The 24,622-nt window shown below is 40.5% G+C and carries 27 protein-coding genes, 2 tRNA genes and 2 pseudogenes; 24 read left to right on the top strand and 7 right to left on the bottom strand.

Features of this window, described 5'->3' with window-relative positions; translation table 11 throughout:
* Positions 1-99: 99 nt before the first annotated feature.
* The gene (locus OFO12_RS06600; protein ID WP_270869918.1) at positions 100-393 is read left to right on the top strand and encodes an HIRAN domain-containing protein; all 294 of its coding nucleotides are present in this window, start codon (positions 100-102) and stop codon (positions 391-393) included.
* Positions 394-487: 94 nt separating this feature from the next.
* Here OFO12_RS06600 and OFO12_RS06605 read toward each other — a convergent pair whose 3' ends face one another.
* The 4 genes from OFO12_RS06605 to rpsT form a co-directional block, all read right to left on the bottom strand.
* Positions 488-1,330, bottom strand: coding sequence for a universal stress protein (locus OFO12_RS06605; protein WP_270858710.1), 843 nt, complete (start codon positions 1,328-1,330; stop codon positions 488-490).
* A 78-nt stretch (positions 1,331-1,408) separates the two neighbouring features.
* Entirely contained in the window at positions 1,409-1,669 is a 261-nt protein-coding gene (locus OFO12_RS06610) for a hypothetical protein (protein ID WP_270869919.1), read from the bottom strand.
* Positions 1,670-1,862: 193 nt separating this feature from the next.
* Positions 1,863-2,930: a peptide chain release factor 1 gene (prfA, locus tag OFO12_RS06615; protein WP_270858712.1), complete on the bottom strand. Its 1,068-nt coding sequence runs from the start codon at positions 2,928-2,930 to the stop codon at positions 1,863-1,865.
* Positions 2,931-2,940: 10 nt separating this feature from the next.
* Positions 2,941-3,210 carry a 30S ribosomal protein S20 gene (rpsT, locus tag OFO12_RS06620; protein ID WP_270858713.1) on the bottom strand — a complete coding sequence of 90 codons (270 nt, stop codon included), beginning with the start codon at positions 3,208-3,210 and terminating at the stop codon, positions 2,941-2,943.
* Positions 3,211-3,360: 150 nt separating this feature from the next.
* Between rpsT and glmM the strand changes: the two genes are divergently transcribed.
* The 17 genes and pseudogenes from glmM (at position 3,361) to OFO12_RS06700 (ending at position 17,899) form a co-directional block, all read left to right on the top strand.
* Complete coding sequence (gene glmM, locus OFO12_RS06625; protein ID WP_270858714.1) at positions 3,361-4,701, top strand: phosphoglucosamine mutase; 1,341 nt, start codon at positions 3,361-3,363, stop codon at positions 4,699-4,701.
* Complete coding sequence (gene lspA, locus OFO12_RS06630) at positions 4,694-5,146, top strand: signal peptidase II (protein WP_270862847.1); 453 nt, start codon at positions 4,694-4,696, stop codon at positions 5,144-5,146. The genes glmM and lspA overlap by 8 nt, the downstream gene beginning before the upstream one ends.
* Positions 5,143-5,535, top strand: a complete 393-nt coding sequence (locus OFO12_RS06635) for an SHOCT domain-containing protein (protein ID WP_270858716.1) — start codon at positions 5,143-5,145, stop codon at positions 5,533-5,535. Before lspA ends, OFO12_RS06635 begins: the two co-directional genes overlap by 4 nt.
* A gap of 11 nt (positions 5,536-5,546) precedes the next feature.
* On the top strand, positions 5,547-5,978 hold the full coding sequence (locus OFO12_RS06640; protein ID WP_270858717.1) for a CopD family protein: 432 nt from the start codon (positions 5,547-5,549) through the stop codon (positions 5,976-5,978).
* A gap of 51 nt (positions 5,979-6,029) precedes the next feature.
* Positions 6,030-7,193, top strand: a complete 1,164-nt coding sequence (gene nhaA, locus OFO12_RS06645; protein WP_270858718.1) for a Na+/H+ antiporter NhaA — start codon at positions 6,030-6,032, stop codon at positions 7,191-7,193.
* Between the two features lie 18 nt (positions 7,194-7,211).
* Positions 7,212-7,883, top strand: coding sequence for a uracil-DNA glycosylase (ung, locus tag OFO12_RS06650; protein WP_270869920.1), 672 nt, complete (start codon positions 7,212-7,214; stop codon positions 7,881-7,883).
* A gap of 96 nt (positions 7,884-7,979) precedes the next feature.
* On the top strand, positions 7,980-8,795 hold the full coding sequence (locus OFO12_RS06655; protein WP_270869921.1) for a transporter substrate-binding domain-containing protein: 816 nt from the start codon (positions 7,980-7,982) through the stop codon (positions 8,793-8,795).
* Positions 8,796-8,964: 169 nt separating this feature from the next.
* Complete coding sequence (larA, locus tag OFO12_RS06660) at positions 8,965-10,215, top strand: nickel-dependent lactate racemase (RefSeq protein WP_270869922.1); 1,251 nt, start codon at positions 8,965-8,967, stop codon at positions 10,213-10,215.
* Positions 10,212-11,414 carry a nickel pincer cofactor biosynthesis protein LarC gene (gene larC, locus OFO12_RS06665; protein WP_270869923.1) on the top strand — a complete coding sequence of 401 codons (1,203 nt, stop codon included), beginning with the start codon at positions 10,212-10,214 and terminating at the stop codon, positions 11,412-11,414. The genes larA and larC overlap by 4 nt, the downstream gene beginning before the upstream one ends.
* Complete coding sequence (larE, locus tag OFO12_RS06670; protein ID WP_333720446.1) at positions 11,389-12,165, top strand: ATP-dependent sacrificial sulfur transferase LarE; 777 nt, start codon at positions 11,389-11,391, stop codon at positions 12,163-12,165. The genes larC and larE overlap by 26 nt, the downstream gene beginning before the upstream one ends.
* On the top strand, positions 12,152-12,898 hold the full coding sequence (larB, locus tag OFO12_RS06675) for a nickel pincer cofactor biosynthesis protein LarB (protein ID WP_270869925.1): 747 nt from the start codon (positions 12,152-12,154) through the stop codon (positions 12,896-12,898). Before larE ends, larB begins: the two co-directional genes overlap by 14 nt.
* Before the next feature lie 9 nt (positions 12,899-12,907).
* Complete coding sequence (ttdA, locus tag OFO12_RS06680) at positions 12,908-13,801, top strand: L(+)-tartrate dehydratase subunit alpha (RefSeq protein ID WP_270869926.1); 894 nt, start codon at positions 12,908-12,910, stop codon at positions 13,799-13,801.
* A complete protein-coding gene (gene ttdB, locus OFO12_RS06685; RefSeq protein ID WP_270869927.1) occupies positions 13,794-14,414 on the top strand; it encodes a L(+)-tartrate dehydratase subunit beta in 621 nt (206 codons plus the stop codon). Before ttdA ends, ttdB begins: the two co-directional genes overlap by 8 nt.
* 9 nt (positions 14,415-14,423) lie before the next feature.
* Positions 14,424-15,170, top strand: coding sequence for an SDR family NAD(P)-dependent oxidoreductase (locus tag OFO12_RS06690; RefSeq protein WP_270868565.1), 747 nt, complete (start codon positions 14,424-14,426; stop codon positions 15,168-15,170).
* Positions 15,171-15,310: 140 nt separating this feature from the next.
* A pseudogene (locus tag OFO12_RS08080) lies at positions 15,311-16,136 on the top strand (anaerobic C4-dicarboxylate transporter family protein); the annotation flags it as partial.
* A 263-nt stretch (positions 16,137-16,399) separates the two neighbouring features.
* Positions 16,400-16,987: pseudogene (locus tag OFO12_RS08085) on the top strand (anaerobic C4-dicarboxylate transporter family protein); the annotation flags it as partial.
* A gap of 369 nt (positions 16,988-17,356) precedes the next feature.
* The gene (locus OFO12_RS06700) at positions 17,357-17,899 is read left to right on the top strand and encodes a YceI family protein (protein WP_270869929.1); all 543 of its coding nucleotides are present in this window, start codon (positions 17,357-17,359) and stop codon (positions 17,897-17,899) included.
* A gap of 161 nt (positions 17,900-18,060) precedes the next feature.
* Here the strand turns inward: OFO12_RS06700 and nfo are convergent, their stop codons facing one another.
* A complete protein-coding gene (nfo, locus tag OFO12_RS06705) occupies positions 18,061-18,903 on the bottom strand; it encodes a deoxyribonuclease IV (RefSeq protein ID WP_270869930.1) in 843 nt (280 codons plus the stop codon).
* Positions 18,900-19,385, bottom strand: a complete 486-nt coding sequence (locus OFO12_RS06710) for a hypothetical protein (RefSeq protein WP_270869931.1) — start codon at positions 19,383-19,385, stop codon at positions 18,900-18,902. The genes nfo and OFO12_RS06710 overlap by 4 nt, the downstream gene beginning before the upstream one ends.
* Before the next feature lie 127 nt (positions 19,386-19,512).
* On the opposite strand from OFO12_RS06710, the gene OFO12_RS06715 reads away from it, so the two are divergent.
* The 6 genes from OFO12_RS06715 (at position 19,513) to OFO12_RS06740 (ending at position 23,014) form a co-directional block, all read left to right on the top strand.
* A tRNA-Glu gene (locus OFO12_RS06715) sits at positions 19,513-19,587 on the top strand.
* Between the two features lie 177 nt (positions 19,588-19,764).
* Positions 19,765-21,588, top strand: coding sequence for a threonine--tRNA ligase (thrS, locus tag OFO12_RS06720; protein WP_270869932.1), 1,824 nt, complete (start codon positions 19,765-19,767; stop codon positions 21,586-21,588).
* Positions 21,585-22,106, top strand: coding sequence for a translation initiation factor IF-3 (gene infC / locus OFO12_RS06725; protein WP_270858734.1), 522 nt, complete (start codon positions 21,585-21,587; stop codon positions 22,104-22,106). The genes thrS and infC overlap by 4 nt, the downstream gene beginning before the upstream one ends.
* Positions 22,107-22,196: 90 nt before the next feature.
* The gene (rpmI, locus tag OFO12_RS06730; RefSeq protein ID WP_270858735.1) at positions 22,197-22,388 is read left to right on the top strand and encodes a 50S ribosomal protein L35; all 192 of its coding nucleotides are present in this window, start codon (positions 22,197-22,199) and stop codon (positions 22,386-22,388) included.
* An 82-nt stretch (positions 22,389-22,470) separates the two neighbouring features.
* Positions 22,471-22,827, top strand: a complete 357-nt coding sequence (gene rplT / locus OFO12_RS06735; protein WP_270858736.1) for a 50S ribosomal protein L20 — start codon at positions 22,471-22,473, stop codon at positions 22,825-22,827.
* A gap of 111 nt (positions 22,828-22,938) precedes the next feature.
* Positions 22,939-23,014, top strand: a tRNA-Phe gene (locus tag OFO12_RS06740).
* 102 nt (positions 23,015-23,116) lie between these two features.
* Here the strand turns inward: OFO12_RS06740 and OFO12_RS06745 are convergent.
* Complete coding sequence (locus OFO12_RS06745) at positions 23,117-24,421, bottom strand: leucine-rich repeat domain-containing protein (protein WP_270869933.1); 1,305 nt, start codon at positions 24,419-24,421, stop codon at positions 23,117-23,119.
* Between the last annotated feature and the right edge of the window lie 201 nt (positions 24,422-24,622).

Genomic DNA, 24,622 nt, shown 5'->3' on the forward strand with positions numbered 1-24,622 from the left:
ACTTGACGCTTGATTTATGGGAAGGACAAATTTAAATTTCGACATAATATGTCAAAATTTCACGCTAAAATAGTGGAAATTTTAGGAAAGGAGCGCGAAATGAAAAAGATTTATTTCACAATCACTGGGCTAAATTTCTACTATGGATGGGAATTTTTGAAGGAAAATATGGTCGTAAATCTCGAAAAAGAGCCAGATAATAAATACGACCGCGAGGCAATCGCCGTGAAATTGGAGGGTTTTGGCAAAATCGGCTATGTCGCAAACAGCACCAAAACTGTCATCGGCGAGAGCATGAGTGCAGGTAGGCTTTACGATAAATTTAAGAAAAGGGCAAAAGGTAAAGTTTTATTTGCGAGTGAGCGGGGCGTGATTTGCCGTTTTAAAGGCTAAAATTTAGGCGCAAAATTTGGTGAAATTTTGAAATTTGATAGAATTTTGAAATTTAAAGAATTTTGGTAAATTTGGGGCGAATTTGCCCCAAATTTTAACTTAAAACTAAAATTGGCACAAGAGCGTTGTGCAAGATATCCTCTGAAACGCTTCCTACAAAAAGCTTTTTGAAAAAACTCTTCGTAAATGCGCCAGTCGCGATTAAGTCTAGGTTGTTGGCGCGGCGATATTTGATAATCTCATCGCCTGGCACATCGCCTGAAACGCTTACAAATTCGGCGTTTTCGCCTTTTAAAATTTCTCTTGCGATTTCAAGCGTTTTTTGCGATTCCTCGGCGTCGTTATTTACATTTATGACATATTTTTTCGCGTCTTTTAGAAGTTTGGCCTCTTTTGTGAAATTTAGAGTTTTTTGCGCAGCCTCTGTGCCGTCAAACGCCACAAGCACTGAGTTTATCGGGCTGAAATCTTTATTTACCAAAAGTGCTGGAACCTTCATCTCTTTAATTAGCATGGTTGCGTTAAAGCCCACATCTTCGCTGTTTGTGCCCTTTATGCCTAGCACGAAAATTCTAGCCTCATCTTTGTATTCTTCGATGATTTCGATGAAATCGCCGTCGCGCAAAATCGCGCTAGCGCTCACGCCCTGAGCCTTTGCCTCATCTACGCATTTATCTAGCCATGCTTTGATTTTGCTCTCATCTACTTCGTTGTCTTTGCCGTCAAACGCCCCATACTGCGACATTACCATATCATTTTCGCCCAAAACTATCCCGCCAGCTGCAAGTCCGTAAAAATTTTGACCAAGCTCTGGGGTTTCGATTACATGGATAAACACAGCCTCGGCGTCAAGACGCTTTGCAGTGTAGATTCCATAATCGCAAACAGGTTTTAAAAGCGCATTTTCATCAACGCAGATAAATACTTTTTTGCTCATAGCTATCCTTTTGATTAAAATTCGAAAGAGAATAGCAAATTTTTAAATAAATTTAGTTTAAAATGGCAAATTTATTCATCAAAATTCATATTTAGTGCTAGCATACCACAAATATAAAAGTCCGATAGGTGCGATAAAGATTGCAAATAAAAAAAGCAACATGTAAATCATAAGTCTCCAAACTAAAAGAACAAATACATTTATAACAAATACATCATCGCCCATTATAAAATTTACAATACCTGTATAGACAAAACATGCATAAGGGTATAAAAGTACCGAGATAGCGATATAGACATACATAGCAGCATTAAGAGAGCTATCATCTAGGGTTGCCACGAATATACCAGCTGGAATCACCGCAAGAAATAGAGGTGGAAGATAACCACTCCAACCAAAGGCACCGAAAGTTTTTTTTAAAATTCCCATAAAATTTCCTTTTTTTAAAAATTAAAAAAAGGAGATTATAACCCCCCCCCCATTAAAAACAGATAAAATTTTGATTAAATTTGATTTATAGATAAATTTTGCTTTACAGCCCTGCGTTTGCAATCGCTTCGGCTTGTGCGTTTGTGATGAGCGGATCGATGATTTCATCAAATAATCCACCAGCCATTATCGCGTCTAAGCGATAAAGTGTTAAATTTATGCGGTGGTCTGAAATGCGGTTTTGCGGGTAGTTGTAAGTGCGAATTCGACCGCTTCTATCGCCGGTGCCTACTTGATCTTTTCGTTCGGCGCGCTCTTTTTCTAGGCGTTCTTGCTCTTGCAAGTCATAAAGCCTAGCTTTTAGCACTTTCATCGCGGCTTCTTTGTTTTTGTGTTGGCTTTTGCCGTCTTGGTTGGTTACGACTAGACCTGTCGGTATATGCGTGATACGAACGGCGCTATCAGTGGTATTTACGGATTGTCCGCCATGCCCTGAGCTACGCATGACATCGATACGCAAATCGCTATCTTTGATTTCGATTTCGCTATCTTCGATTTCAGGCATCACAGCAACCGTGATAGCAGAAGTATGCACGCGTCCTTGACTTTCGGTTTCAGGCACTCTTTGGACTCTGTGTGTGCCGCCTTCGAATTTAAGCCTAGAATACGCCCCGTCGCCCTTAACAAGCAAAATAACTTCTTTAAAACCGCCCACGCTTCCTTCGCTTTGGCTTACGATTTCGCATTTATAGCCACGAAGTTCAGCATAACGCAAATACGCCCCTAGCAAATCTCCCGCAAAAAGCGCAGCCTCGTCGCCACCGGTTCCGGCGCGAATTTCAAGGAAGATATTTTTATCATCATTTGGATCTTTTGGAAGAAGTAAAATTTTGATTTGCTCTTCGAGTTCGTCTTTTTCGAGTTCTAAATTTTTAAGTTCCTCTTTGGCAAGCTCGCCAAGCTCAGGATCGCCTAATAAATTTTTGTTTTCCTCGATATCAGCGACAACCTTTATATACCTATCTGCGGCGTTTTTTATCGGCTCGATACCTCTTTGCTCTTTGGAAAGCTTTGTCATATTTGAGATATCGCTTGCGATACCTGGATCACTAAGGAGCCGTGAAAGCTCCTCGTATCGGTCTAAAAAGGGTTGTAATTTTTGGGCTAACATTTAATGATAATTATGCGACTTTTAGTGTATTTACTAGTTTTGCCAAGCGGCTAACTTTTCTGCTTGCAGTTTCTTTTTTCAAAAATCCACGGCTAACGAAAGCGTGGAAGCTTTGATTAACTACTTTTAGCGCTGCCTCGGCTGCTGCTAGGTCTTTACTATCTACTGCTTCTCTTACCGCTCTTGTCATGTTTTTTACTCTTGTGCGGTAAAATCTATTGCGCTCTGTTTTTTTCACAGTTTGTCTAGCGCGTTTTTCGGCTGATTTGTGATTTGCCATTTTTATCCCTTTAAATGAAAATATTAAACTCGTGATTATACTACAAAAATTTTAAGCGTTGCTGAAATTAAGCAATTTTTAAAAGAAATTCGATTATTAAACTTTTTTTGCTAATATTGCGAGAATTTTGATTTATAAAGGATTAAATTTATGAAACTTTTCGGAACTGACGGCGTCAGGGGCAGAGCGGGCGAGTTTTTGACAGCTGAACTTGCTATGAGATTAGCTATGGCAGCTGGAATTTATTTTAGGAAAAATTCCGTTACAAATATGATTTTAGTAGGAAAAGATACAAGGCGAAGTGGCTATATGATAGAAACTGCGATTGTGGCTGGACTTACTTCTGTGGGATACAATGTCCGCCAAATAGGCCCTATGCCGACCCCAGCAATCGCGTTTTTGACAGAGGATATGCGCTGTGATGGCGGAATCATGATAAGCGCTTCACATAACCCATACTATGATAATGGCATTAAATTTTTCGATCACACGGGCTTTAAACTCGACGAAAAAGAGGAAGCTGAAATCGAAAAAATCTATTTTAGTGACGAGCTAATCGCCGAGGCTAGAAAACAAATGATGGAAATCGGCGTGGCAAGGCGCGTCGATGATGTTATTGGCAGATATATCGTCCAGCTTAAAAATTCATTTCCAAAAAACAAAACCCTGCATGGACTTCGCATTGTGCTTGATTGCGCAAATGGCGCAAGTTACAAGGTCGCTCCGACGGTGTTTAGCGAGCTTGGCGCAGAAGTGATAGTGCTTGGCGATGAGCCAAATGGAAAAAATATCAACGAAAATTGTGGCGCCTTGGCTCCGCAAAATTTGGCAAGCGAAGTAAAAAGATTGCGCGCTGATGTGGGATTTGCCTTTGACGGGGACGCCGATAGGCTAGTCGTAGTCGATGATAGCGGTCAAATTTTACACGGAGATATTTTGCTTGGCGTTTTGGCGTTGTATTTAAAAGAGCTTGGCAAGCTTCAAAACGATCAAATTATCGCAACTGTTATGAGTAACGGCGCGCTTGATGATTTTTTGGCAAAGCACAAAATTTCCGTGCATAGATGCAGTGTGGGCGATAAATTTGTGCTTGAAATGATGAAAGAGAAAAAGGCGAATTTCGGTGGCGAGCAAAGCGGACATGTGATTTTTGGCGATTATGCTAAAACAGGCGATGGAATCGCCTCTGCACTTCAATTTGCAGCGTGTATGCTCGGTATGAATAAAAAAGCGAGCGAGCTAGCAAATTTAATCAAGCCTTATCCTCAAATTTTGCGAAATTTAAAGATTACAAATAAAAAACCGCTTGAAAAAATCGCTGGACTAAAAGAGCTTGAAGAAGAGATCAAAAAAGATAAAATTCGCACGCTATTTCGCTACTCTGGCACGGAAAATTTAATCCGTTTGCTTTTTGAGGGCAAAAATGCAAAAGCTCTGGAAAAATGGGCGAACGAAGCAGAAAAATTTTTCAAAAAAGCGTTAAATGACTAGAAAATTTGTTAAATTTGTCCTGATTTTTACGCTTGTTTTGGCGCTTGATCAATTTATAAAATTTATATTTTTAAATGGTTTTTCGTGGGAGGGTGAGTATTTTTCGCTGATACTGACCTTTAATAGAGGCGTGGCGTTTTCGATGTTAGCTTTTTTGGGCGAGAGTTTGAAATTTATCCAGCTTGGGCTAATCGCGCTTTTGGCGTGGTATGTTTTTAGCCAAAAAGAGCTTTTTAACGCGCACTGGCTTCCTTTTGGCATTTTGCTTGGAGGCGGGGTTTCAAATGTGCTAGATCGCTTTATCCACGGCGGAGTTGTGGATTATGTGGCGTGGCACAAATGGTTTGAATTTGCGGTTTTTAACTTTGCCGATGTGATGATTGATTTAGCAATTGTCATATTTTTGTGGCAAAATTTGAAAATTTCAAAGAAAGGCAAAATTTGAAAAGAAACAATTATATCGCGTATGCGCTGTGGTTTGCCGGAGCTTTTTCGTGGGCTGTGGGATTGCCGATTGGTGGCGGTTTGCACCGAATTTATTGTGGTAAATTTGTCAGTGGATTTGCGCAAATCGGGCTGTATTGGGCTGGGATTTTTACGCTGTATTTTTTGCTAGGGCTTGTGATTTTGCCGATTTGGCTTCTTTGGGTGCTTTTTGACCTATTTTTCGTAGGAATTTGGGTCGAGGATATCAACGAAGAAGCCGGCGAAGGCGTGGCTGAGGATTATTCACAGCGTCTTAAAAAGGTAGAGGCCCTATACGAGCTTTTCCAAAAAGGGGCGATTAGCAAGGAAGAATTTGAAGCTAGAAAAGATATTTTAATGAGAGATTGAAAGGAAGGAAAATGAGTTATTATTGGTTTAAATTTATCCACTTTGTGGGCTTTATTTCGTGGATGGCGATGCTGTTTTATCTACCGCGCCTATATGTTTATCACGCTGAGAATTTGGACAATCCAAATTTTGTCAAAGTTGTGAAAAAAATGGAAAAAATGCTTTATCACGCTATCGGCTGGATAGCTTTGGCGGTTACGATTTTTAGCGCGGTTATGCTGATTTTGCTAAATCCGGGACTTATGAAAATGGGATATTTTCACCTAAAATTACTTTGCGCTGTTTTAATGGTGGCTTATCATTTTTGGCTTCATTATTATTTGATTAAATTCGAAAAAGACGCCTGTAAAAAAAGTGGCAAGTATTTCCGTGCGCTAAATGAAATTCCAACGATTCTGATGATAGGCATACTTTATGCTATGTTAATCATGCCAAATCAATGAGAATTTAATGAAATTTATACTAAAATAGACAAATTTGTTTAAAGGAGAATCATGCAACGCATAATTAAAAAAATCCTATCCAGCGAAAGTAGTGCTGGCGTAATCCTCCTTTTATCCGCAGTATTTGCTATCATCGCACAAAATGTCGATATTTTATCTCCGTATTACCGCGAGTTTATCCACACGCACATCGTCATGGGTATCGGCAAACTAAAACTCGATGAGGATATGCACTTTTGGATAAACGACTTTTTAATGGCGATATTTTTCTTCGCTATCGGTTTGGAGCTAAAACGCGAAAAAATCGAAGGTCAGCTTCGCCATTTTTCTCAAATTTTGCTTCCTAGCTTTGCCGCTCTTGGCGGTGTTATGGCGCCTGCGATTATCTTTACGATACTTAACTGGGGCGATAGCGAGGCGCTTAAAGGCTGGGCGATTCCTACGGCTACTGATATTGCCTTTGCCGTGGGCGTAATGGCACTACTTGGCAAACGAATTCCGGCAAGTCTTAAAATTTTCGTCTTAACACTAGCGATTATGGACGATTTGTGCGCGATTTTGATTATTGCGCTTTTCTACTCATCTACGATAAATATCTCTTACCTAATCGGCGCAGGAATTTGCGTGGCGATTATGTTTATAATGAATAAAATGAAGGTAGATAAAAAACTGCTTTTCGTCATTATGTCGCTTATTTTGTGGGTAATGGTGCTAAACTCTGGTATCCACGCGACAATCGCTGGCGTTGTGGCTGGATTTTGTATCCCATTGCAAACTCGCTCTGGCTCAATGCTAAAAGATATGGAGCACGGACTTGCGTATCCTGTGAATTTTTTCATTTTGCCGATTTTTGCCTTCGCAAATGCGGGCGTAAGCCTAGCTGGCATGAGCCCTAGCTATCTATTTGGCCCAGTTCCAATGGGTATCGCGCTTGGCCTATTTTTCGGCAAACAATTTGGAATTTTCGCATTTAGCTGGCTACTTATCAAGGGCAAAATCGCCTACTTGCCAGAAAACGCAAACTGGGCGCAACTATACGCTGTAAGCATAATTTGCGGTATTGGATTTACAATGGCGCTATTTGTCGATGGCTTAGCTTATGGCGGAAGCGACATTTATCATCACACAGACAAACTCGCTGTTTTCATCGGCTCTATCGTCTCAGGTCTGGTCGGATACATCGTGGCTAAGGCCGTAGGACCAAAACCAGCTTAAATTTAAGGGCAAAATTTAGTGCTAAATTTAGCCTCATTTCTTAGTGCGCGCGAGTGGAGAGATCTACTGCGCGCCGAATTTCAAAGCGAAAATTTCAAAAATTTAGAGCGAAATTTAGCTCAAATTTCACAAACTACCCAAATTTACCCACCGCTAAATTTAATCTTTAACGCCCTAAATTTGACCCCATTATCAAATTTAAAAGTCGTAATCATAGGTCAAGACCCCTACCACGGCGCAGGCGAGGCTATGGGGCTAGCATTTAGCGTGCCAGAGGGGGTAAAAATCCCGCCAAGCCTAAAAAATATTTTCAAAGAAATCATCGCAGATATCGGCTCGTGCGCCATAAGTGGGGGCGATTTGACCCCGTGGGCGAGGCAGGGCGTGCTACTACTAAACTCCACTCTAAGCGTGAGTGCAGGTGCTCCAAATTCGCACGCTAAGCTTGGCTGGGGCGAATTCACAGACGCCATAATCGCCAAAATCAGCGAAAACTGCGAAAATTTAGTCTTTATGCTCTGGGGAAATTTCGCCATAAAAAAGGCAAATTTGATCGACGCAAATCGTCATTTAATCCTCACAGCCCCGCACCCTAGCCCGTTAGCGCGCGGTGGGTTTTTTGGGTGCAGACATTTTAGCAAATGTAATGAATATTTAGCTTTAAAAGGTAAAAATACAATACTTTGGTAAATTTATAAAAATACTATGTATTTTAAAATTTAATTAAACAATTTAAGTATATAATCAGCGCCTAAATTTTTATCTACACTAAAAAAAAGGAAAAAAATGAATAAAATTTTATTCGCACTAACTTCTAGTGCGCTACTTTTTAGCGGAGTTTGCGCCAAAAGCCTAGCAGAAATCAAATCTAGCGGAACAATTCTAATAGCCGTCCATGATGACGAGGCTCCATTTGGCAAGCTAACTGACGGCAAATACGAGGGTTTTGAAATAACCCTAGCCGAGGCTGTGGCTGCGAAAATTTTCGCAGGCGGCGAGGGAAAGGTGGAGTTCGTAGCTTCTGCGAACGACGAAGCTTCTTATAGATTGTTGCAAGATGGCGCTGTGGATATGGCTGTCTCGACCCTAGTCCCTACCGCCGAGACCGAGAAGCTTGCTGATTTTTCTAGCCCGTATTTTAGCGTAAATGTCGGTATCCTAACCCGCAAAGCAGACGCGATAACGAGCATAAAAGATCTAAAAGACAAAACAATCCTAGCCATGCCAGGAAGTATCGGCGAAAAATATTTCCAAAAACAAGGCTATACTATCAAAGAGTGCGATAGCGCTGGTGGCTGTGCTAGGGCGCTACTTGAAAATCAAGGCGATGCCTATGCTGATGAAAACATCATCGTAATGGCGTTTCCAGTGATAAATAGAGAAGTCGAAGTCCCACAAAAAAACCTCGGAGCCTCTGAGTTTAACTCAATCGGCGTGCAAAAGGGCAACACAGAATTGCTAAAAGCAATCGACGCTGCGCTTGTGGAGCTATCTAAAACCGGCTTTTTCGAAACAGAGTTTAACAACCACATTTCCCCATATTACAAGGGCACAGCCGAGAAAAAATACTTCTTGCTAGATGATATTTATAATCTACTTTAAGCTTTAAATTTTTAAAATTTCGCCTTGCTAAATTTGCGTTTAGCAAGGTTTTTTACCGCTAAAAAACCTTAAATTTTGATAATTAAGTTAAATTTTTGTTACATAAATCTCTTTTAAATAAAATTTTTGATACAATCTAATGATTTAAATTTATTTTAAGGGGTGAAAAATGCAAGTTCCAATTCGTTATGGCAAAGATGATGTTTTAAACATAAATTTTGACGAAAAAAATCTTTTGGGGATTTTCAATCCGAATAAGGTTGAGAAATTTGATGAGGCCGAGCTTATCAAAAAAGCAATGCGAAATCCGATAAATCAAAAAACTTTTGATGAGTTTATCAGTGGTGATGAAGAGATCGTAATCATCGTAAATGACGGCACACGCCCAACTCCGACATCTAAAATTTTAAAAGAAATTTATCCAAAAATCAGGGACAAAAAGAAAACCTTTATCATCGCAAACGGCTGCCACAGAGATCCGACCGAAGATGAGTATGAGATGATTTTTTCAAAAGAAATTTGGGCTGAGGTTAAGGCCAAAGGCGAGGCCCACAGCCACGATTCTAAAAACGATGAAATGGTCTATTTGGGCGAGAGTAGCAACAAAACCCAAATGTATCTAAACAAAATCGTAGCAAACGCGAAAAAGGTTATCCCAATCGGCTCAGTCGAACCGCACTATTTCGCGGGTTACACAGGCGGTAGAAAGGCGTTTTTGCCAGGCGTTGCCAAATACGAAACTATCGAGCAAAACCACAAACTAGCCCTTAGCCACGACGCGCAGGCTTTGCGATTAGAGGGCAATCCTGTGCATGAGGATATGGTCGATGCGATGAAGGTGCTAACTCATATCGATGTATTTGCGATTATGACGGTGCTAGATAGCGACCATAATATTTATTATGTAAATAGTGGCGATTTAAACGATACATTTTATGATTGTATCGAAAAAGCAGAAGAGGTATTTTGCGTCAAAATTCCTCAAAAAGCCGATATCGTAATCTCAGTAGCCCCATATCCAATGGAGGTGGATTTATACCAAGCCCAAAAAGCCCTAGATAACGGCAAACTAGCCCTAGCCCAGGGTGGCGTGCTTATCATGGTAGCTAAATGTCGCACAGGTATCGGCCCTAAGCCGTTTTTTAACCTCATGGCATCAGCCGATACGCCACAAAAAGTGCTAGAAAAAATCCAAGAGGAATTTCACCTAGGCTATCATAAAGCTGGCAAAATGGCTGAGATTGGGCTTTGGGCGCAGACTTGGGCGGTTAGCGATTTAAGCGATGATGAGATGAGAGCTGTGCATTTAAAGCCATATCATGATTTGCAAAAAGCCCTAGATGACGCGCTTGGTGAGAAGGGCAAAGACGCTAAAATTGTGATTTTACCATTTGGTTCAATGACGGTTCCAAAAATTTGAGTAAATTTATCTATTTAGACTGCGCCAGTGGCATTAGCGGAGATATGTGCCTTGGCGCATTTATCGACCTTGGCGTAGATTTTGGCTTTTTAAAACACAGCCTTACAAAGCTAGGAATTTCTAATGAGTATGAAATTTGCGCCAAAAAGGTTTTAAAATCTGGCATAAGCGCTACGAAGGTAGATGTGATTTTAAAGCGCAAATGGAGCACCACGCCCCATTTCCATGAGCATGGACGCACTTTTAAAGACATTGTAAATTTAATAAATTCTTCAAATTTAAGCGATTTTGTAAAAGAAAAATCAATCGAAATTTTCACTATCATCGGCGAAGCGGAGGCAAAAATCCACCAAAGTAGCCTAGAAAATGTCCATTTCCACGAGGTTGGCTGCACTGATAGTATAGTCGATATCGTAGGAAGCGCGATTTGCTTCGAATCGCTTGGGATTTCACGCGTGCTTTGCTCGCCACTTGCCCTTGGCGGGGGATTTGTGAAGTGCGCTCACGGAATTTTAAGCGTGCCAGCACCCGCGGTAAGTGAAATTTTATCTGGCGTGCCTGTGAAATTTGGCGGTGATTTCGAGCAGACGACACCTACTGGCGCAGGTATCGCAAAGGCTCTAACGAGCGAATTTTGCGCCGAATTTAGTGCTAAAATTTTGCGCACTGGATATGGGGCTGGAAGCAAGGAAGCCAAATTCGCAAATTTGCTTAAAATTATGATTTGCGAAGATGAGCGCTTGGCTCAATCAGGGCAGGTTTTAATCGAGACAAATATCGATGATATGGACGCTGAGGGCTTGGCGTTAGCGAGCGAAATTTTACTAAATGCTGGCGCGCTTGATGTGTTTAGCGAGGCTGTGAATATGAAAAAATCGCGCCTTGGCACGAAGCTTAGCGTGCTAGCTAAATCTTGCGACGCGTCCGCGCTAAAAGAGCTGATTTTTCGCCATACCACGGCGATTGGGGTGCGTGAAATTTCTGTGCAAAAAACAGAGCTTCCACGCCAAATTCGCGCTGTGAATACGAAATTTGGCGAGGTTAGGATTAAAATTTGCAAATTTGAGGGCGGAGAAAAAATCAAGCCCGAATTTGATGATTGCAAAAATTTGGCACAAAAATTTGGCACAAATATCGCTACGGTGCGAGCTGCGGCGATCAAAGAGTATGAAAATGGAAACTTTAAAGGAAGAGATTAGAGGGCTTAAAAATCTCGCCTTGGCCTTTTCTGGCGGGGTGGATAGCTCGTTTTTAGCCTGCGTGGCAAGTGAAATTTTGGGCGCAAATTTCATCGCGCTTACCATAAAAACGCCATATATGAGCGAACGCGAAATTTCGCAGGCTATAAATTTTGCTAAAATTCACAAATTTCGCCACGAAATTTTAGAACTCCAAACTCCGCAAGAAATCGCGAATAATCCGCAAAATCGCTGTTATTTATGCAAAAAAAATTTATTCGAAAATTTAATTAAATTTGGGCGAAATTTGGGATTTTCAAATTTCGCAGACGGCACAAACAAAGATGATTTGGGCGAAGATCGCCCAGGACTTCGCGCCGTGCGCGAGCTTGGCGTCATTTCGCCACTGATAAATTTAACCAAAGCCCAAATTAGGGAGTATTCACGCACCCTGCGCCTAGAAAGTGCGGACTTGCCTAGCTTTGCGTGTTTGCTAACTCGCCTGCCTTACGGGCGCGAATTTAGCGCAGATGATTTAAAATTGGTTGAGCGCGTGGAAAATTTACTCATACAAAACGGCTTTGCAAACATCAGAGCTCGCTATAATGGGCGAAATTTAAAAATCGAAATGCCAAGAGCGCTGATGAGCGAATTTGTGGCGAGTGAAAATTTTGCAAAAATTATTCAAAAAATAGATGAAATTTCACAAATTGATGAAATTTTGCTTGATTTAAAGGGTTTTAGAAAGGAAGTTTTAAATGAAAAAGGCTGAAATTTTGGACTTAATCGCCCAAATCAAGGGTGGCAAAATTTCTGATGAAAAGGTCGTCGAGTATTTCGCAAACTACCCATTTTCCGATATCGGCTGCGCTAAGGTCGATATGCAAAGAGAGCTTAGAAGTGGCGTGGGTGAGGTGATTTATGGCGAAGGTAAAAGTGCTAGCGCAATCCTAGCAATCGCGCGCGAGTGTGTAAAATGTGGCAACAATGTCCTAATCACGCGCACAAATTCGCAGGTGGCTGAAATTTTGCAAAAAGACTTCCCGCTTGCCAAATTTAACGAGGTCGGTCGCACGATAAGCATTATCATAAACGAGCAAAAACTTACCGAAAGTTATATCGGTATCATTTCGGCTGGCACATCTGATTCTTACGCTGTGGAAGAGGCTTATGAGACGGCGAAATTTTTGGGTAATGATGTGCGCAAAATCACCGATGTGGGCGTGGCTGGGATAAATAGGCTGTTTTTGAAGCTTGATGAAATCCAAAAAGCCAAAGTCCTAATCGTCATAGCAGGTATGGAAGGAGCCCTTCCTAGCGTGATTGCAGGCCTTGTCAAAGCCCCAGTCATCGCTGTGCCTACGAGCGTGGGATATGGGGCGAGTTTTGGTGGTGTGGCAGCCTTGCTTGGTATGCTAAATTCGTGCGCAAACGGCATTAGTGTCGTAAATATCGACAACGGATACGGCGCAGCGTATAATGCGAGTATAATCAACCATTTATAAGGAGAGAGCGTGGAAAATGTAGAGAAAATGACCGCCGTTATGGCTAGTTTTGTCGGATACAGTGGCAAAATTTTGCCAGATGATGTCACGGCGAAATTAAAGGAGCTAGCGAGCAAAGAAAATGCGCCGTTAGCAAAGACGATTTATGAGACAATGTTTAAAAACCAAGAGCTTGCCAAAGAGCTAAATCGCCCCTCTTGTCAAGATACTGGCGCGATTCAGTTTTTTGTAAAATGTGGCGCGAAATTTCCGCTAATTGGCGAATTAGAGCAAATTTTGCGTGAAAGCGTCTTGCGAGCGACAAAAGAAGCTCCGCTTCGCCACAACAGCGTCGAGACCTTTGATGAATACAACACTGGCAAAAATGTCGGAAAAGATGTGCCTTCGATCTTTTGGGAAATAGTCCCTGGTAGCGATAAATGCGAGATTGATACATACATGGCAGGAGGTGGTTGCACGCTTCCTGGAAAAGCCGGCGTGCTAATGCCTGGTATGGGCTATGAGGGCGTGGTGAAATTCGTAATGGATATAATGACAAGTTATGGCTTAAATGCCTGTCCGCCGCTAGTCGTGGGCGTGGGCGTGGCAACCTCGATAGATGTGGCGTCGTTGCTTTCTAAAAAAGCTTTGTTTCGTCCGCTTGGAAAGCATAATCCAAACGAACGCGCTGCAAAAACCGAAAAATTGCTAGAAGATGGCATTAACAAAATCGGCCTTGGCCCACAAGGCATGGGCGGAGCTAGCTCGGTGCTTGGCGTGCATATCGAAAACTCAGCCCGTCACCCCTCAGTCATCGCTGTGGCTGTAAATACAGGCTGCTGGTCGCACAGACGCGCGAATATCGTTTGGAACGGCGATTTAAGCTTTACTGTGACATCTCATAAGGACTATAAATATGAATAAGAAAATTTTGCAAACTCCGATTTCTAGGGAGGATTTAGAGGATATTAAAATTGGCGATATCATTTATCTAAGTGGAAATATCGTAACTTGTCGCGATGTGGCTCACAGGCGCGTGGTCGAAAAAAATATGCCTTTGCCACTTGATATCCGTGGCGGGGCGATACTGCACGCAGGCCCCATTATCAAAAAAACAAGCACTGGTGGCGAGGATAGATACGAAATCGTCTCAGTAGGTCCAACGACAAGCATGCGTATGGAGAAATTCGAGTATGAATTTATCGAAAAAACGGGCGTTAGAGTAATCGTAGGCAAGGGTGGAATGGCTAGCAATACAGAAAATGGTTGCAAGGATTTTGGCGCATTGCACTGCGTTTTCCCAGCAGGGTGCGCAGTAATCGCTGCTATGGAGGTCGAGGAGATACAAAGTGCCGATTGGATGGAGCTTGGTATGCCAGAGACCTTGTGGAATTGCAAAGTCAAAGAATTTGGCCCACTAATCGTATCAATCGACGCGAAAGGCAATAATCTTTTTGAGAAAAATAAGGTTGAATTTAACAAGAAAAAAGATGAGGCGTTAGCGGAAATTTTGCCAGAAGTTAGCTTCATAAAATAGGAGAAATTTATGAAAAAAACAGCTTTTATTACAGGTGCGACGAGTGGTTTTGGCGAGGCGATAGCTAGAATTTTGAGTAAAGAGGGCTATAAAATCATCGCTCTTGGGCGCAGAAAAGAGAGATTAGAAAATTTAGCCAAAGAGCTAGGAAATACCCATATAATCGCAGCTGATGTGCGAAATAAAGATGAAATTTTTAAGGCTGTGGAGAGTTTGCCGAGTGAGTATAGAGATGTCGAAATTTTGGTAAATAATGCTGGTCTTGCGCTTGGTCTAGATGGCATTAAAGACGCTCAAATCGAGGATTTAGAGACTATGGTCGATACGAATATCAAGGGCGTTATTTACACTACAAAGGCAGTTTTGCCACTACTTTTGCAAAGTGGCAATGGCTATATTTTCAATATCGGCTCTACTGCTGGTGCATGGCCGTATCCTGGAAGCCATGTCTATGGCGCAAGCAAGGCGTTTGTGAAGCAATTTAGCAGAAATATCAGAAACGATTTAATCGGCACTGGTATTCGTGTAACAGAGATCGCGCCAGGTATTTGCGAGACTGAATTTAGCGATGTGAGATTTAAGGGCGATAAAGCAAGGGCGAAAAAGGTCTATGAAAACACAGACCCGATTAAGGCAGAGGATATAGCACAAATCGTGTTAAATTGCATAAATATGCCTCATCATGTCAATATAAATATCGTCGAGGCTATGGCGACAGCGCAAACTTGGGCTGGATTGCATGTAGAGAAAAGATAACTCTGAATTTTGAATAAGTATTATAAATAAATTTTTAACACTTATTCTATAAAAATTTAATATTTTGAATTTTATTTATATTTCTTTAAAAGAAATATTGATATAATAAAATAAGTATTTTTTAAGGAAAGGAAGAAGCGATGGAGTTTCTTACAGGTTTGTCTGAGAGCGTCCAATTTACTATTCAGTTGATAATAGTTTTGGCGTGTCTGTTTTATGGTGCCAAAAAGGGTGGTATGGCCCTTGGTATTTTAGGTGGTATAGGTTTAGTTATACTCGTATTTTTATTCAAAATGTCTCCGGGCAAACCAGCCGTTGATGTTATTTTGACAATCCTTGCGGTTGTTGTCGCCTCAGCTACATTGCAGGCTGCGGGTGGTTTGGATGTTATGCTTCAACTTGCTGAAAAAGCGTTGAGAAAAAATCCAAAATTAGTTTGTTATGTTGCACCAATGTGTGCTTGGACTTTGACAGTTCTTTGCGGTACTGGTCACACAGTTTATACACTTTTGCCGATTATCTACGATGTATCTATGAAAAGTGGTGTGCGCCCAGAGCGTCCAATGGCAGCTACTACCGTTTCATCACAATTAGCAATCATCGCTAGCCCAGTTTCAGTTGCTGGTGTTTCTATCGTGGCTGTATTGCTAGGCGCTGGTGCTCAAATCGAGGGATTTTCTAGCTACCTTGACCTTCTTAAAGTAACTATTCCTTCTACTTTCTTCGGTATGCTATGTATCAGCACATACTCAGTATTCCGCGGTAAAAGCCTTGAAAAAGATGAGGAATTCCAAGCTAAACTTAAAGATCCAGAGCAAAGAAAAATCATCTATGGTTCTGATGACGCTAAATCACTAGTTGGTGTTAAACTTCCACAAAAACAATGGAATGTTATGTATATCTTCCTTTCAGCAATCGTTGTTGTTGCGGTTTTGGGTTATTACAAACAACTTCGCCCAACATGGTCTATCTCAAAAGATGCTGCTATCGTTAATATCGTAGATGCAGGCGACAGCTCAAAAGTCTTAGACAAAGTAAAAATCAGCGACGGAACTATGATGTTAAGCGGTGCTGAGACAAAAATGAGCGTTAAAAAAGATAAATCTAAATTAACTCAAAGCGCACAAAGCGTTGAGGTTAAAGATAAAGACGGTAAAACTTACAAAGTTAGCCAAGATGGTGCAAAAGTAACTTATGTAAATGCAAAAGGCGAAACAAAAACTTACGAAAACGCAAAAATCGATGTAGCTACAAGCACAAAAGGCTCAAAAACTCTTGGTATGGTTGATACTATCCAAATGTTTATGCTTCTTGCAGCTGCTATTATGATGATTTATTCAGGTATCAAAGCTGGCACAATCGCTCAAAACGAAATCTTCCACAGTGGTATGATTGCGCTTGTTGCGATTTATGGTATCTCATGGATGGCCGATACTATGTTCCACGCTCATATCGATATGCTGGCTGGCTCACTTGGTAAGGTAATGCAAGCATATCCATTTACATACATTGTAGTTGGTATGTTGATTTCAAAATTCCTTAACTCACAAGCTGCTGCTGCTGCGACTTTCGTTCCACTAGCGATTGCTATCGGTGTAAATCCAGGAACAATCATTGCGTTCGCAACTGCATGCTATGGTTATTTCATCTTACCTACATACCCAAGCGACCTTGCTGCGATCCAATTCGACCGCTCAGGCACAACAAAAATCGGTAAATATGTTATCAACCACAGCTTCATTATCCCTGGTTTCATCGGCGTATTCAGCTCATGCTTCCTAGGATATATCCTAGCTCACTTCTACGGATATATGTAATAGCTCTTGTCTGCGAGTTTCCTCGCAGACAACTTTTCTTCTAAATTTTCTAAATTTTATTTCAAATATTTATTAAGTCAAATTATGCAAAACACCGATATTGACATACAGGCATTAGAGGAAGAATTTAAAAAATTCAATGCCAAAAATTATACAAACAATGGAGTGTGTATGTATTGCTAATCGTAGTGTATTGCACACTTTCAAATACCCTGCTTTTAAATCAATTAAAAAATCAATTGCAAAAGAAAAGATAAAAATAGATTTCTATATTTTTCGCACCTTTCTCGCATAAAATTTCTTATAAATAATTTTTATTAATAAACATAAGCTAAAATCCAAATTTTAAATTTTTCAAAAGGAGAGAAAATGAAATTTTTGTCAATTTTAAGTGCATGCGCGCTTGGCGCAATGCTAGCAAACGCTGCCCCTTACGAGGTCGATAACGCCCATTCTAGCGTAGGTTTTAAGATCAAACACATGAGCATTAGCAATGTGGTCGGAAACTTCAAGGATTTTAGCGCGGAGATTGACGCTGAGGCTGGCAAACTAAACAAACTAAGCGCCGTGGTCAAAACCGCCTCAGTTTTTACTGACAACGAAAAACGCGACGCGCACTTGCAAGCGGACGATTTTTTCGGCTCAGAAAAGTTCCCTGATATGAAATTTGAGATGAAAGAGTTCGCGCCTGACAAGGTCAAAGGCGAGCTAACGATTCGCGATGTAACCAAAGAAGTCGAGTTCGATTATGATTTTGGCGGCGAAGCCAAGCAGGGCGATAAGGCTAAAATCGGATTTAGTTTAGAGGGCAAAATCAAACGCTCTGATTTTAATTTTGCCCCAGGTAGCGGCACTGCGATGCTAGGCGATGATATAAAAATTTCTATCGAAATCGAAGCTGTGGCGAAGTAAAATTTACGCAAATTTCATTGCAAATTTTGGGAAATTTAGCAAATCGCTAAATTTCCCTTTTTTATTTAAATTTTTAAATTTTCGCTACGCAACTCTGCAATACTGCGCCCGAAATTTCGGCGCAGTATTTAAAAACTTGCGGTAGCGAAATTTGGCTAAATTTAGCGCACAAACGAGCGTAATAGCGCGATTTCCTCCGCCCAAATACTCTCATCAATCGTTTCTAAAATGAGCGGAATTTCATCGATATTTTTGTCGTTCATAATGTTTTCGAAGCTTGCCAGCCCCAAAAATCCGCGCCCAAGGCTCTCGTGGCGGTCTTTGCGCACGCCAAGGTCGTTTTTGGTGTCGTTTAGGTGCATGCCAGATAAAAATTTATAGCCGATGACGCGGTCAAACTCGCTCATAGTGCGCTCATAGGCGTCTTTCGTGCGAAAGTCGTATCCGCCGGCGAACGCGTGGCAGGTGTCGATACAAACGCCAATGCGGGCTTTGTCGCTCACGCATGCGATTATGTAGGCGATTTGGGCGAATTCAAAGCCTAAATTTGAGCCTTGGCCTGCTGTGTTTTCTATGACGAGTTTGACGCTGCTAGTGTTTGCGATAGCGAAATTTAGGCACTCCGCGATATTTTGCAGACACTGCTGGGGCGAAATTTCATTTAAATGCGAGCCCGGGTGGAAATTTAGCAGTTTTACGCCGAGCTTTTCGCAACGATTTATCTCGTCGATAAAGGCGTCAAGGCTTTTTTGGCGAAGCGCGGGGTCTGGGTGGCCTAGATTTATGAGATAGCTATCGTGGGCTAGGATATGCTCTGCGCGTATGCCAGTGGTGGTGAGATTTGCGCGAAACTGCGCTATATCGCTATCGCTAAGCGGTTTTGCGCTCCACTGGCGCTGATTTTTGACAAAAAGTGCAAACGCGTCTGCGCCGATTTTTTGCGCGTTAAGCGGAGCGTTAAAAACCCCGCCAGCAGCGCTTACATGGGCTCCGACACGCTTCATAAAAGCTCTCTTATGCTGATTTTTACCCCGGCTTTTTTGTCGCTAAATTTGATAATTTTGCCGCTATCATCGCAGACGCTGTATGAAATTTCGCCCAAATTTTGCTCGAATCCGCAATCTGTTTTGGCTAAATTTTTCGCGCCATAGATTGCCTTCGCGCCCAAAATCTCGCCCAAAAATCCCTTGTAATGGGCGTTTTTGAAAAATTTCTCATTGAAAGTCAGCTCATCATCGCAGGCATTATTCATGCACACGCTTTCGTTTTTTGCGACCAAGGAAAGCACGCTAACCCCGCTAGAATAGACCTGCAACTCGGTTTGGTTTTTAAAACTTCTAATAAATCCCGTGTCGTTTAGGCGCAAATTTGGCGAAATTATCGAAAACGCCACCGCTTGCGTCTTTTGCGGAGTGAGCTTGGCGCAACCACAAAATACTGCCCCGATTCCCAAAAATCCAGCAAAAATCAAATTTATTTTTTTCATTTTTGTCCTTTTTTAAATTTTAATATTTTCATTTTAGCGAAATTTATAAAAATTCCAGCTTTATTAAGTGAAAATTAAGCGCAATTTATATAAAATAATCGTTCCTTTTAATTTAACCGAATTAAGTGGCCCCTTCGTCTAACGGTTAGGACATCGCCCTTTCACGGCGGTAACACGAGTTCGAATCTCGTAGGGGTCACCACTAAAATACAAAATCCAAAAAATTAAATTTCAAATCAAAATTTAATGAAAATTCAAAATTCGCTTAAAATTTCTTAAAATTTAGCCAAATTTAAATTTACGGTTAAGGTTGTATTGGCTAAAATTACAGCTTATTCTTTTATTGTAGAAAAGATAAATTTGGTAAAAAAGGAAAAAAATGAGCGACATTATCGCATACAAATTTAATGGTGAAATTTATGATACCCAAAGTATCGGCGAGGGCGTAGATGGCGCAGAACCGATATTTTTCGATAACTCTGCTGACGCGCTAAAAGTGCTTCGCCACTCATGCGCGCATTTGTTGGCACAAGCTGTCAAATCGCTCTACCCAGACGCGAAATTTTTCGTGGGTCCTGCGATTGAAGATGGATTTTATTATGATATGCGCGTGAGCAAGGCTGACGGCGAGAAGCTTGGCGAGGACGATTTAAAGGCGATTGAGAAAAAAATGAAAGAGCTAGCCGAAGCCAAGCAAGATATAGTTAAAATTTGCTCTACCAAAGGCGCTGTTAGCGCAAAATATGCCGAGGACGACCTAAAAATCGAGGTTTTGAAGCGAATCCCAGAGGGCGAAGTGAGTTTGTATGCGCAAGGCGATTTTGAGGATATTTGTCGCGGACCGCATGTGCCAAATACAAAATTTTTGCGAAATTTCGCGCTAACTAGGATTGCGGGTGCGTATTTGGGCGGCGATGAGACGCGTGAAATGCTAACTCGAATTTACGGCGTGGTTTTTGCCGATAAAGAGAGCTTAAAAAATCACCTAACAATGCTCGAAGAGGCTAAAAAGCGCGATCACCGCAAGCTTGGTGCGGAGATGAAATTTTTCACATTTGATGAAGAAATCGGCGCTGGACTTCCGATTTGGTTGCCAGCGGGTGCGAAAATGCGCGTAAAACTCGAAGAAAGGCTATATCGACAGCTTCGCCGCCGCGGTTACGAGCCAGTCAGAGGCCCTGAAATCCTAAAATCTGACGCATGGAAAATCAGCGGACACTACACAAATTACAAAGAAAATATGTATTTTACGATGATCGAAGAGCAAGAATACGGTATCAAACCGATGAACTGCGTGGGTCATATCAAAGTCTATCAAAGCGAAATTCGCTCATATCGTGATTTGCCACTTAAATTTTGCGAATACGGCGTCGTGCATAGACACGAAAAATCAGGCGTTTTGCACGGGTTATTTAGAGTGCGCGAATTCACCCAAGATGACGCGCATATCTTTTGTATGCCAAGCCAAATCAAAGAAAATGTTTATGAAATTTTGGACTTTGTCGATGTGCTAATGGGCGCGTTTGATTTCAACTACGAAATGGAAATTTCAACCAAACCCGCCAAGGCTGTGGGCGATGATGAAGTGTGGGAGATCGCTACAAAAGCGCTTAAAGACGCGCTTGATGAAAAGGGCTTTAAATACGGTATCGACGAGGGCGGCGGTGCGTTTTATGGTCCGAAAATCGACATCAAAATCACAGACGCTTTGGGTCGAAAATGGCAGTGTGGCACCGTGCAGGTGGATTTCAACCTGCCAAATCGCTTCGAGCTAGGCTATATCGACGAAAACAATGAGAAAAAACAGCCTGTCATGCTTCACAGAGCGATTTTGGGAAGCTTTGAGAGATTTATAGGAATTTTGATCGAACACACAGCTGGCGAGCTTCCGTTTTGGATCTGTCCGACACAAGTGGCGATTATCCCGATTGGCGAAGCGCACAGCGCGTATGCAAAAGAGATTTCAGCGGGATTGCGCGATTTGGGCATAGACAGCGAAATTTTAACCAAAAACGAAACTTTAAATAAAAAAATCAGAACAGCCGAAAAGCAAAAGGTGCCATTAATCATCGTTCTTGGCGATAACGAAGTGGCTAATCGTAGCGTCGCATTGCGTGATAGGCGTGCGCGCGAACAACGAAATTTGGGGCTTAGCGAGTTCTTGGATTTCGTGCAAAACAAATTAAATGAGGTGAATTTTTGAGCAGCAAAAAAGAAGTTTTTCTAAACGAAGAAATCGAGGCTGATGAGGTTAGGTGTATCGGCGAAGATGGTGAAGCATACGGCGTAATCTCGCTAGATGAGGCGTTGCAAATCGCAAGCAAACAAGGTGTCGATCTCGTGCTAATCGCGCCAGATGCGAAACCGCCAGTGTGCAAGGTAATGGATTATAGTAAATTCCGTTATCAACAAGAAAAAAAGCTAAAAGAGACCAAGAAAAAACAGAAAATCATCGAGATTAAAGAGATAAAATTTTCGGCAAAAATCGCTCAAAACGATGTGAATTACAAGGTAAAACACGCAAAAGAATTCCTAGATTCTGGCAAACATGTCAAACTTCGCGTGTTTTTGAAGGGTCGCGAGATGAGCACTCCTGAGATTGGTGTAAATTTGCTAAACAAAATTTGGGAAGAGAATTTCGCAGGTAGCGCAGAGCGCGACAAAGCCCCGATTTTAGAGGGAAGATATGTGAGTATGCTAATTACGCCGAAAAAGTCTTAAATTTCGGCGTAGCTTAAATATTTTTAAATTTCAGCAGAAATTTAAAATTTTATTATATAATCACAGCTTATCTTAAAAAAAAGGATAAACATGCCAAAGATGAAAAGTGTGCGTGGCGCAGCAAAACGCTTTAAAGTAGGCAAAAACAAGATTAAACGCGGTTCAGCTTTCCGCAGCCATATCTTGACTAAAAAGTCTAGCGAGTGTAAAAGAGATTTGCGCGGCCCACATTATGTAGATTCTACAAATGTTAGAGCTGTTAAGCTTATGCTTTGTAAATAATTTTAGTTTTTGACCTAGTCATTCAAACTCCCCTAAGATAGGGAAAGACCCAAAAATGGGCGCCATTTAAGAAAGGATTAATATGGCAAGAGTAAAAACAGGCGTTGTTAGAAGACGCAGACACAATAAAGTTTTAAAACTTGCTCGCGGTTTTTATAGCGCAAGAAGAAAACATTTCAGAAAAGCCAAAGAACAATTAGAAAGAAGTTTGGTTTATGCTTACCGCGACAGACGCGCGAAAAAACGCGACTTCCGCAGACTATGGATCGTTAGAATTAACGCTGCTTGCAGAATCAACGATATTAGCTATTCTAAATTTATGCACGGTCTTAAACTTGCAAACATCGAATTAGATAGAAAAATCCTAGCAAACCTTGCTATGAACGATGCTAAGGCTTTCGCTGCATTAGCCGATAAAGCAAAGGCTGCTTTAAAATAATTTTTTGAATTTCAAGATTTTTTCTTGAAATTCTCCCTTTTAAATTTTGTATTCTGGCTCGTTTAAATAGATTTTAAGCGGGGTTTGAATACAATGCCCCCTTTATTTCGTGGTTGGATAGCTCAGTCGGTAGAGCAGCAGACTGAAAATCTGCGTGTCGGCAGTTCGATTCTGCCTCTAACCACCATTTAAGCTTTTTTTAGCTCTTTTTATTCGCTTTTACTTATTCGTTTTAAAATTTTGAAAATCAAAAATTTGGCTATGACGAATTTAGTCGCAGAAACTAAATTTATCTTTTTGTAATTATCTTTAAATTCGGCATTTCTTGTAAAATTTCTTGGTTTTGTATAGGCAAATCCAAAATGTTTATACGGAATAAATTTTTTAAATTTACTATGCTAGGTGGTAGCTTTTTTATGCCAGTAAAACCTATGTTTAAATATTCTAAATTTGTTAATTCTCCGATATTTTCAGGCAGAGCAGACAGATCTTTATTATCATAAATCAAAAGCGTTTCTAAATTTTTCAAATTTGTAATTTTTGGCGAAATTGTTTTTAGGCTTCCCCGAGTATATTCAAATCGTCTTAAATTTGCTAAATTTTCAATTTCATCGGGTATAGTAGTAATATTGCTATCGTTTAGTTGCAAATCCTCTAAATTGTGTAGTTTAAGTATCTCCATAAAGTTTTCTTGGGTTACATTGCTGATACTTAAAACTTTTAAGTTTTGTAAATTTGAAAAATTTTGTGGAAAATTTTTAAAACTAGTAGATAAATACTCTAAATTTTGCAGATTTGTTATCCATTTTGGAAATTCTTTTTGGGCAATTAAACTCAAATTTAATAGTTGCAAATTTTTTAAATTTGCCATTTCGTCAGGTATAGATTTTAACTTTCTACACATATCACAATTAAATTGTTTTAAGTTTATAAGATTTCCAAATTCAGGCGAAATTTCAGATATATCAGTGCTCGAAATGTCTAACGCTTCTAAATTTTTCATATTTAATATATGTTTTCCTAGATTTTCTATCTTAGAATGACTTAAATTCAAAGCTTTTAAATTTGGAATTTTGCTTATGATTTCTGTGATTTCTTTTATTTGTGTTTCTCTAAGATTTAATATAGAAAGTTTTGTCAAATTCACAACACAAGGCGGTAAATCTGTAATATTGGCTTCACGGACATCGATTGTTTCTAGGTTGCTAAGCATACAAATTTCGCTAGGTAATTCATTTGTATTATCTGTATCGATTGTAAAATACACTCCGCGTGGCGAAGGTCTTTCTATTGATATTTCAGTAAAATATTCTAGACTATCATAGAAATCTTTTGTAGTTTCGACTTTTAAATTTTCAACAGCTTTATCAAATTCTACTATATTTATCTCATTATTTGCCAATTTTTTAGACAATTTGTTGTATCTTAGGTCGGATTGAACCGGTCTAGAATAATCTACAAATTTGGATAGAATTTGCATTTGCTCATTTGTTTTGCTATCAAGTTCTGGCGAATTTATCAACTCTTTATCGCTTTGGTTGGCATTTAGAAAAATTTGCCCCATTATAAGTATCGCTAAAATTATCTTTTTCATAAAATCTCCAAATTTAAAAAATTTAATAAGATAGATTATAACAAAAAAGTGAATTTTTAGCTCTTTTGGCGAGTTTTGCAAAATTTCAAAATTCCCCTTTCCTTTAATCTCTTTTTAAGCAACCCTTGAATATAATCCACTTTCCGTTTTTGAAATCTAACTTCTGTTATTTTCCAATGCGTGTTATTTTATTTATTATTG

Source organism: Campylobacter sp. JMF_04 NA10, from assembly GCF_027737655.1.
In the GTDB taxonomy this organism is placed as follows: domain Bacteria; phylum Campylobacterota; class Campylobacteria; order Campylobacterales; family Campylobacteraceae; genus Campylobacter_B.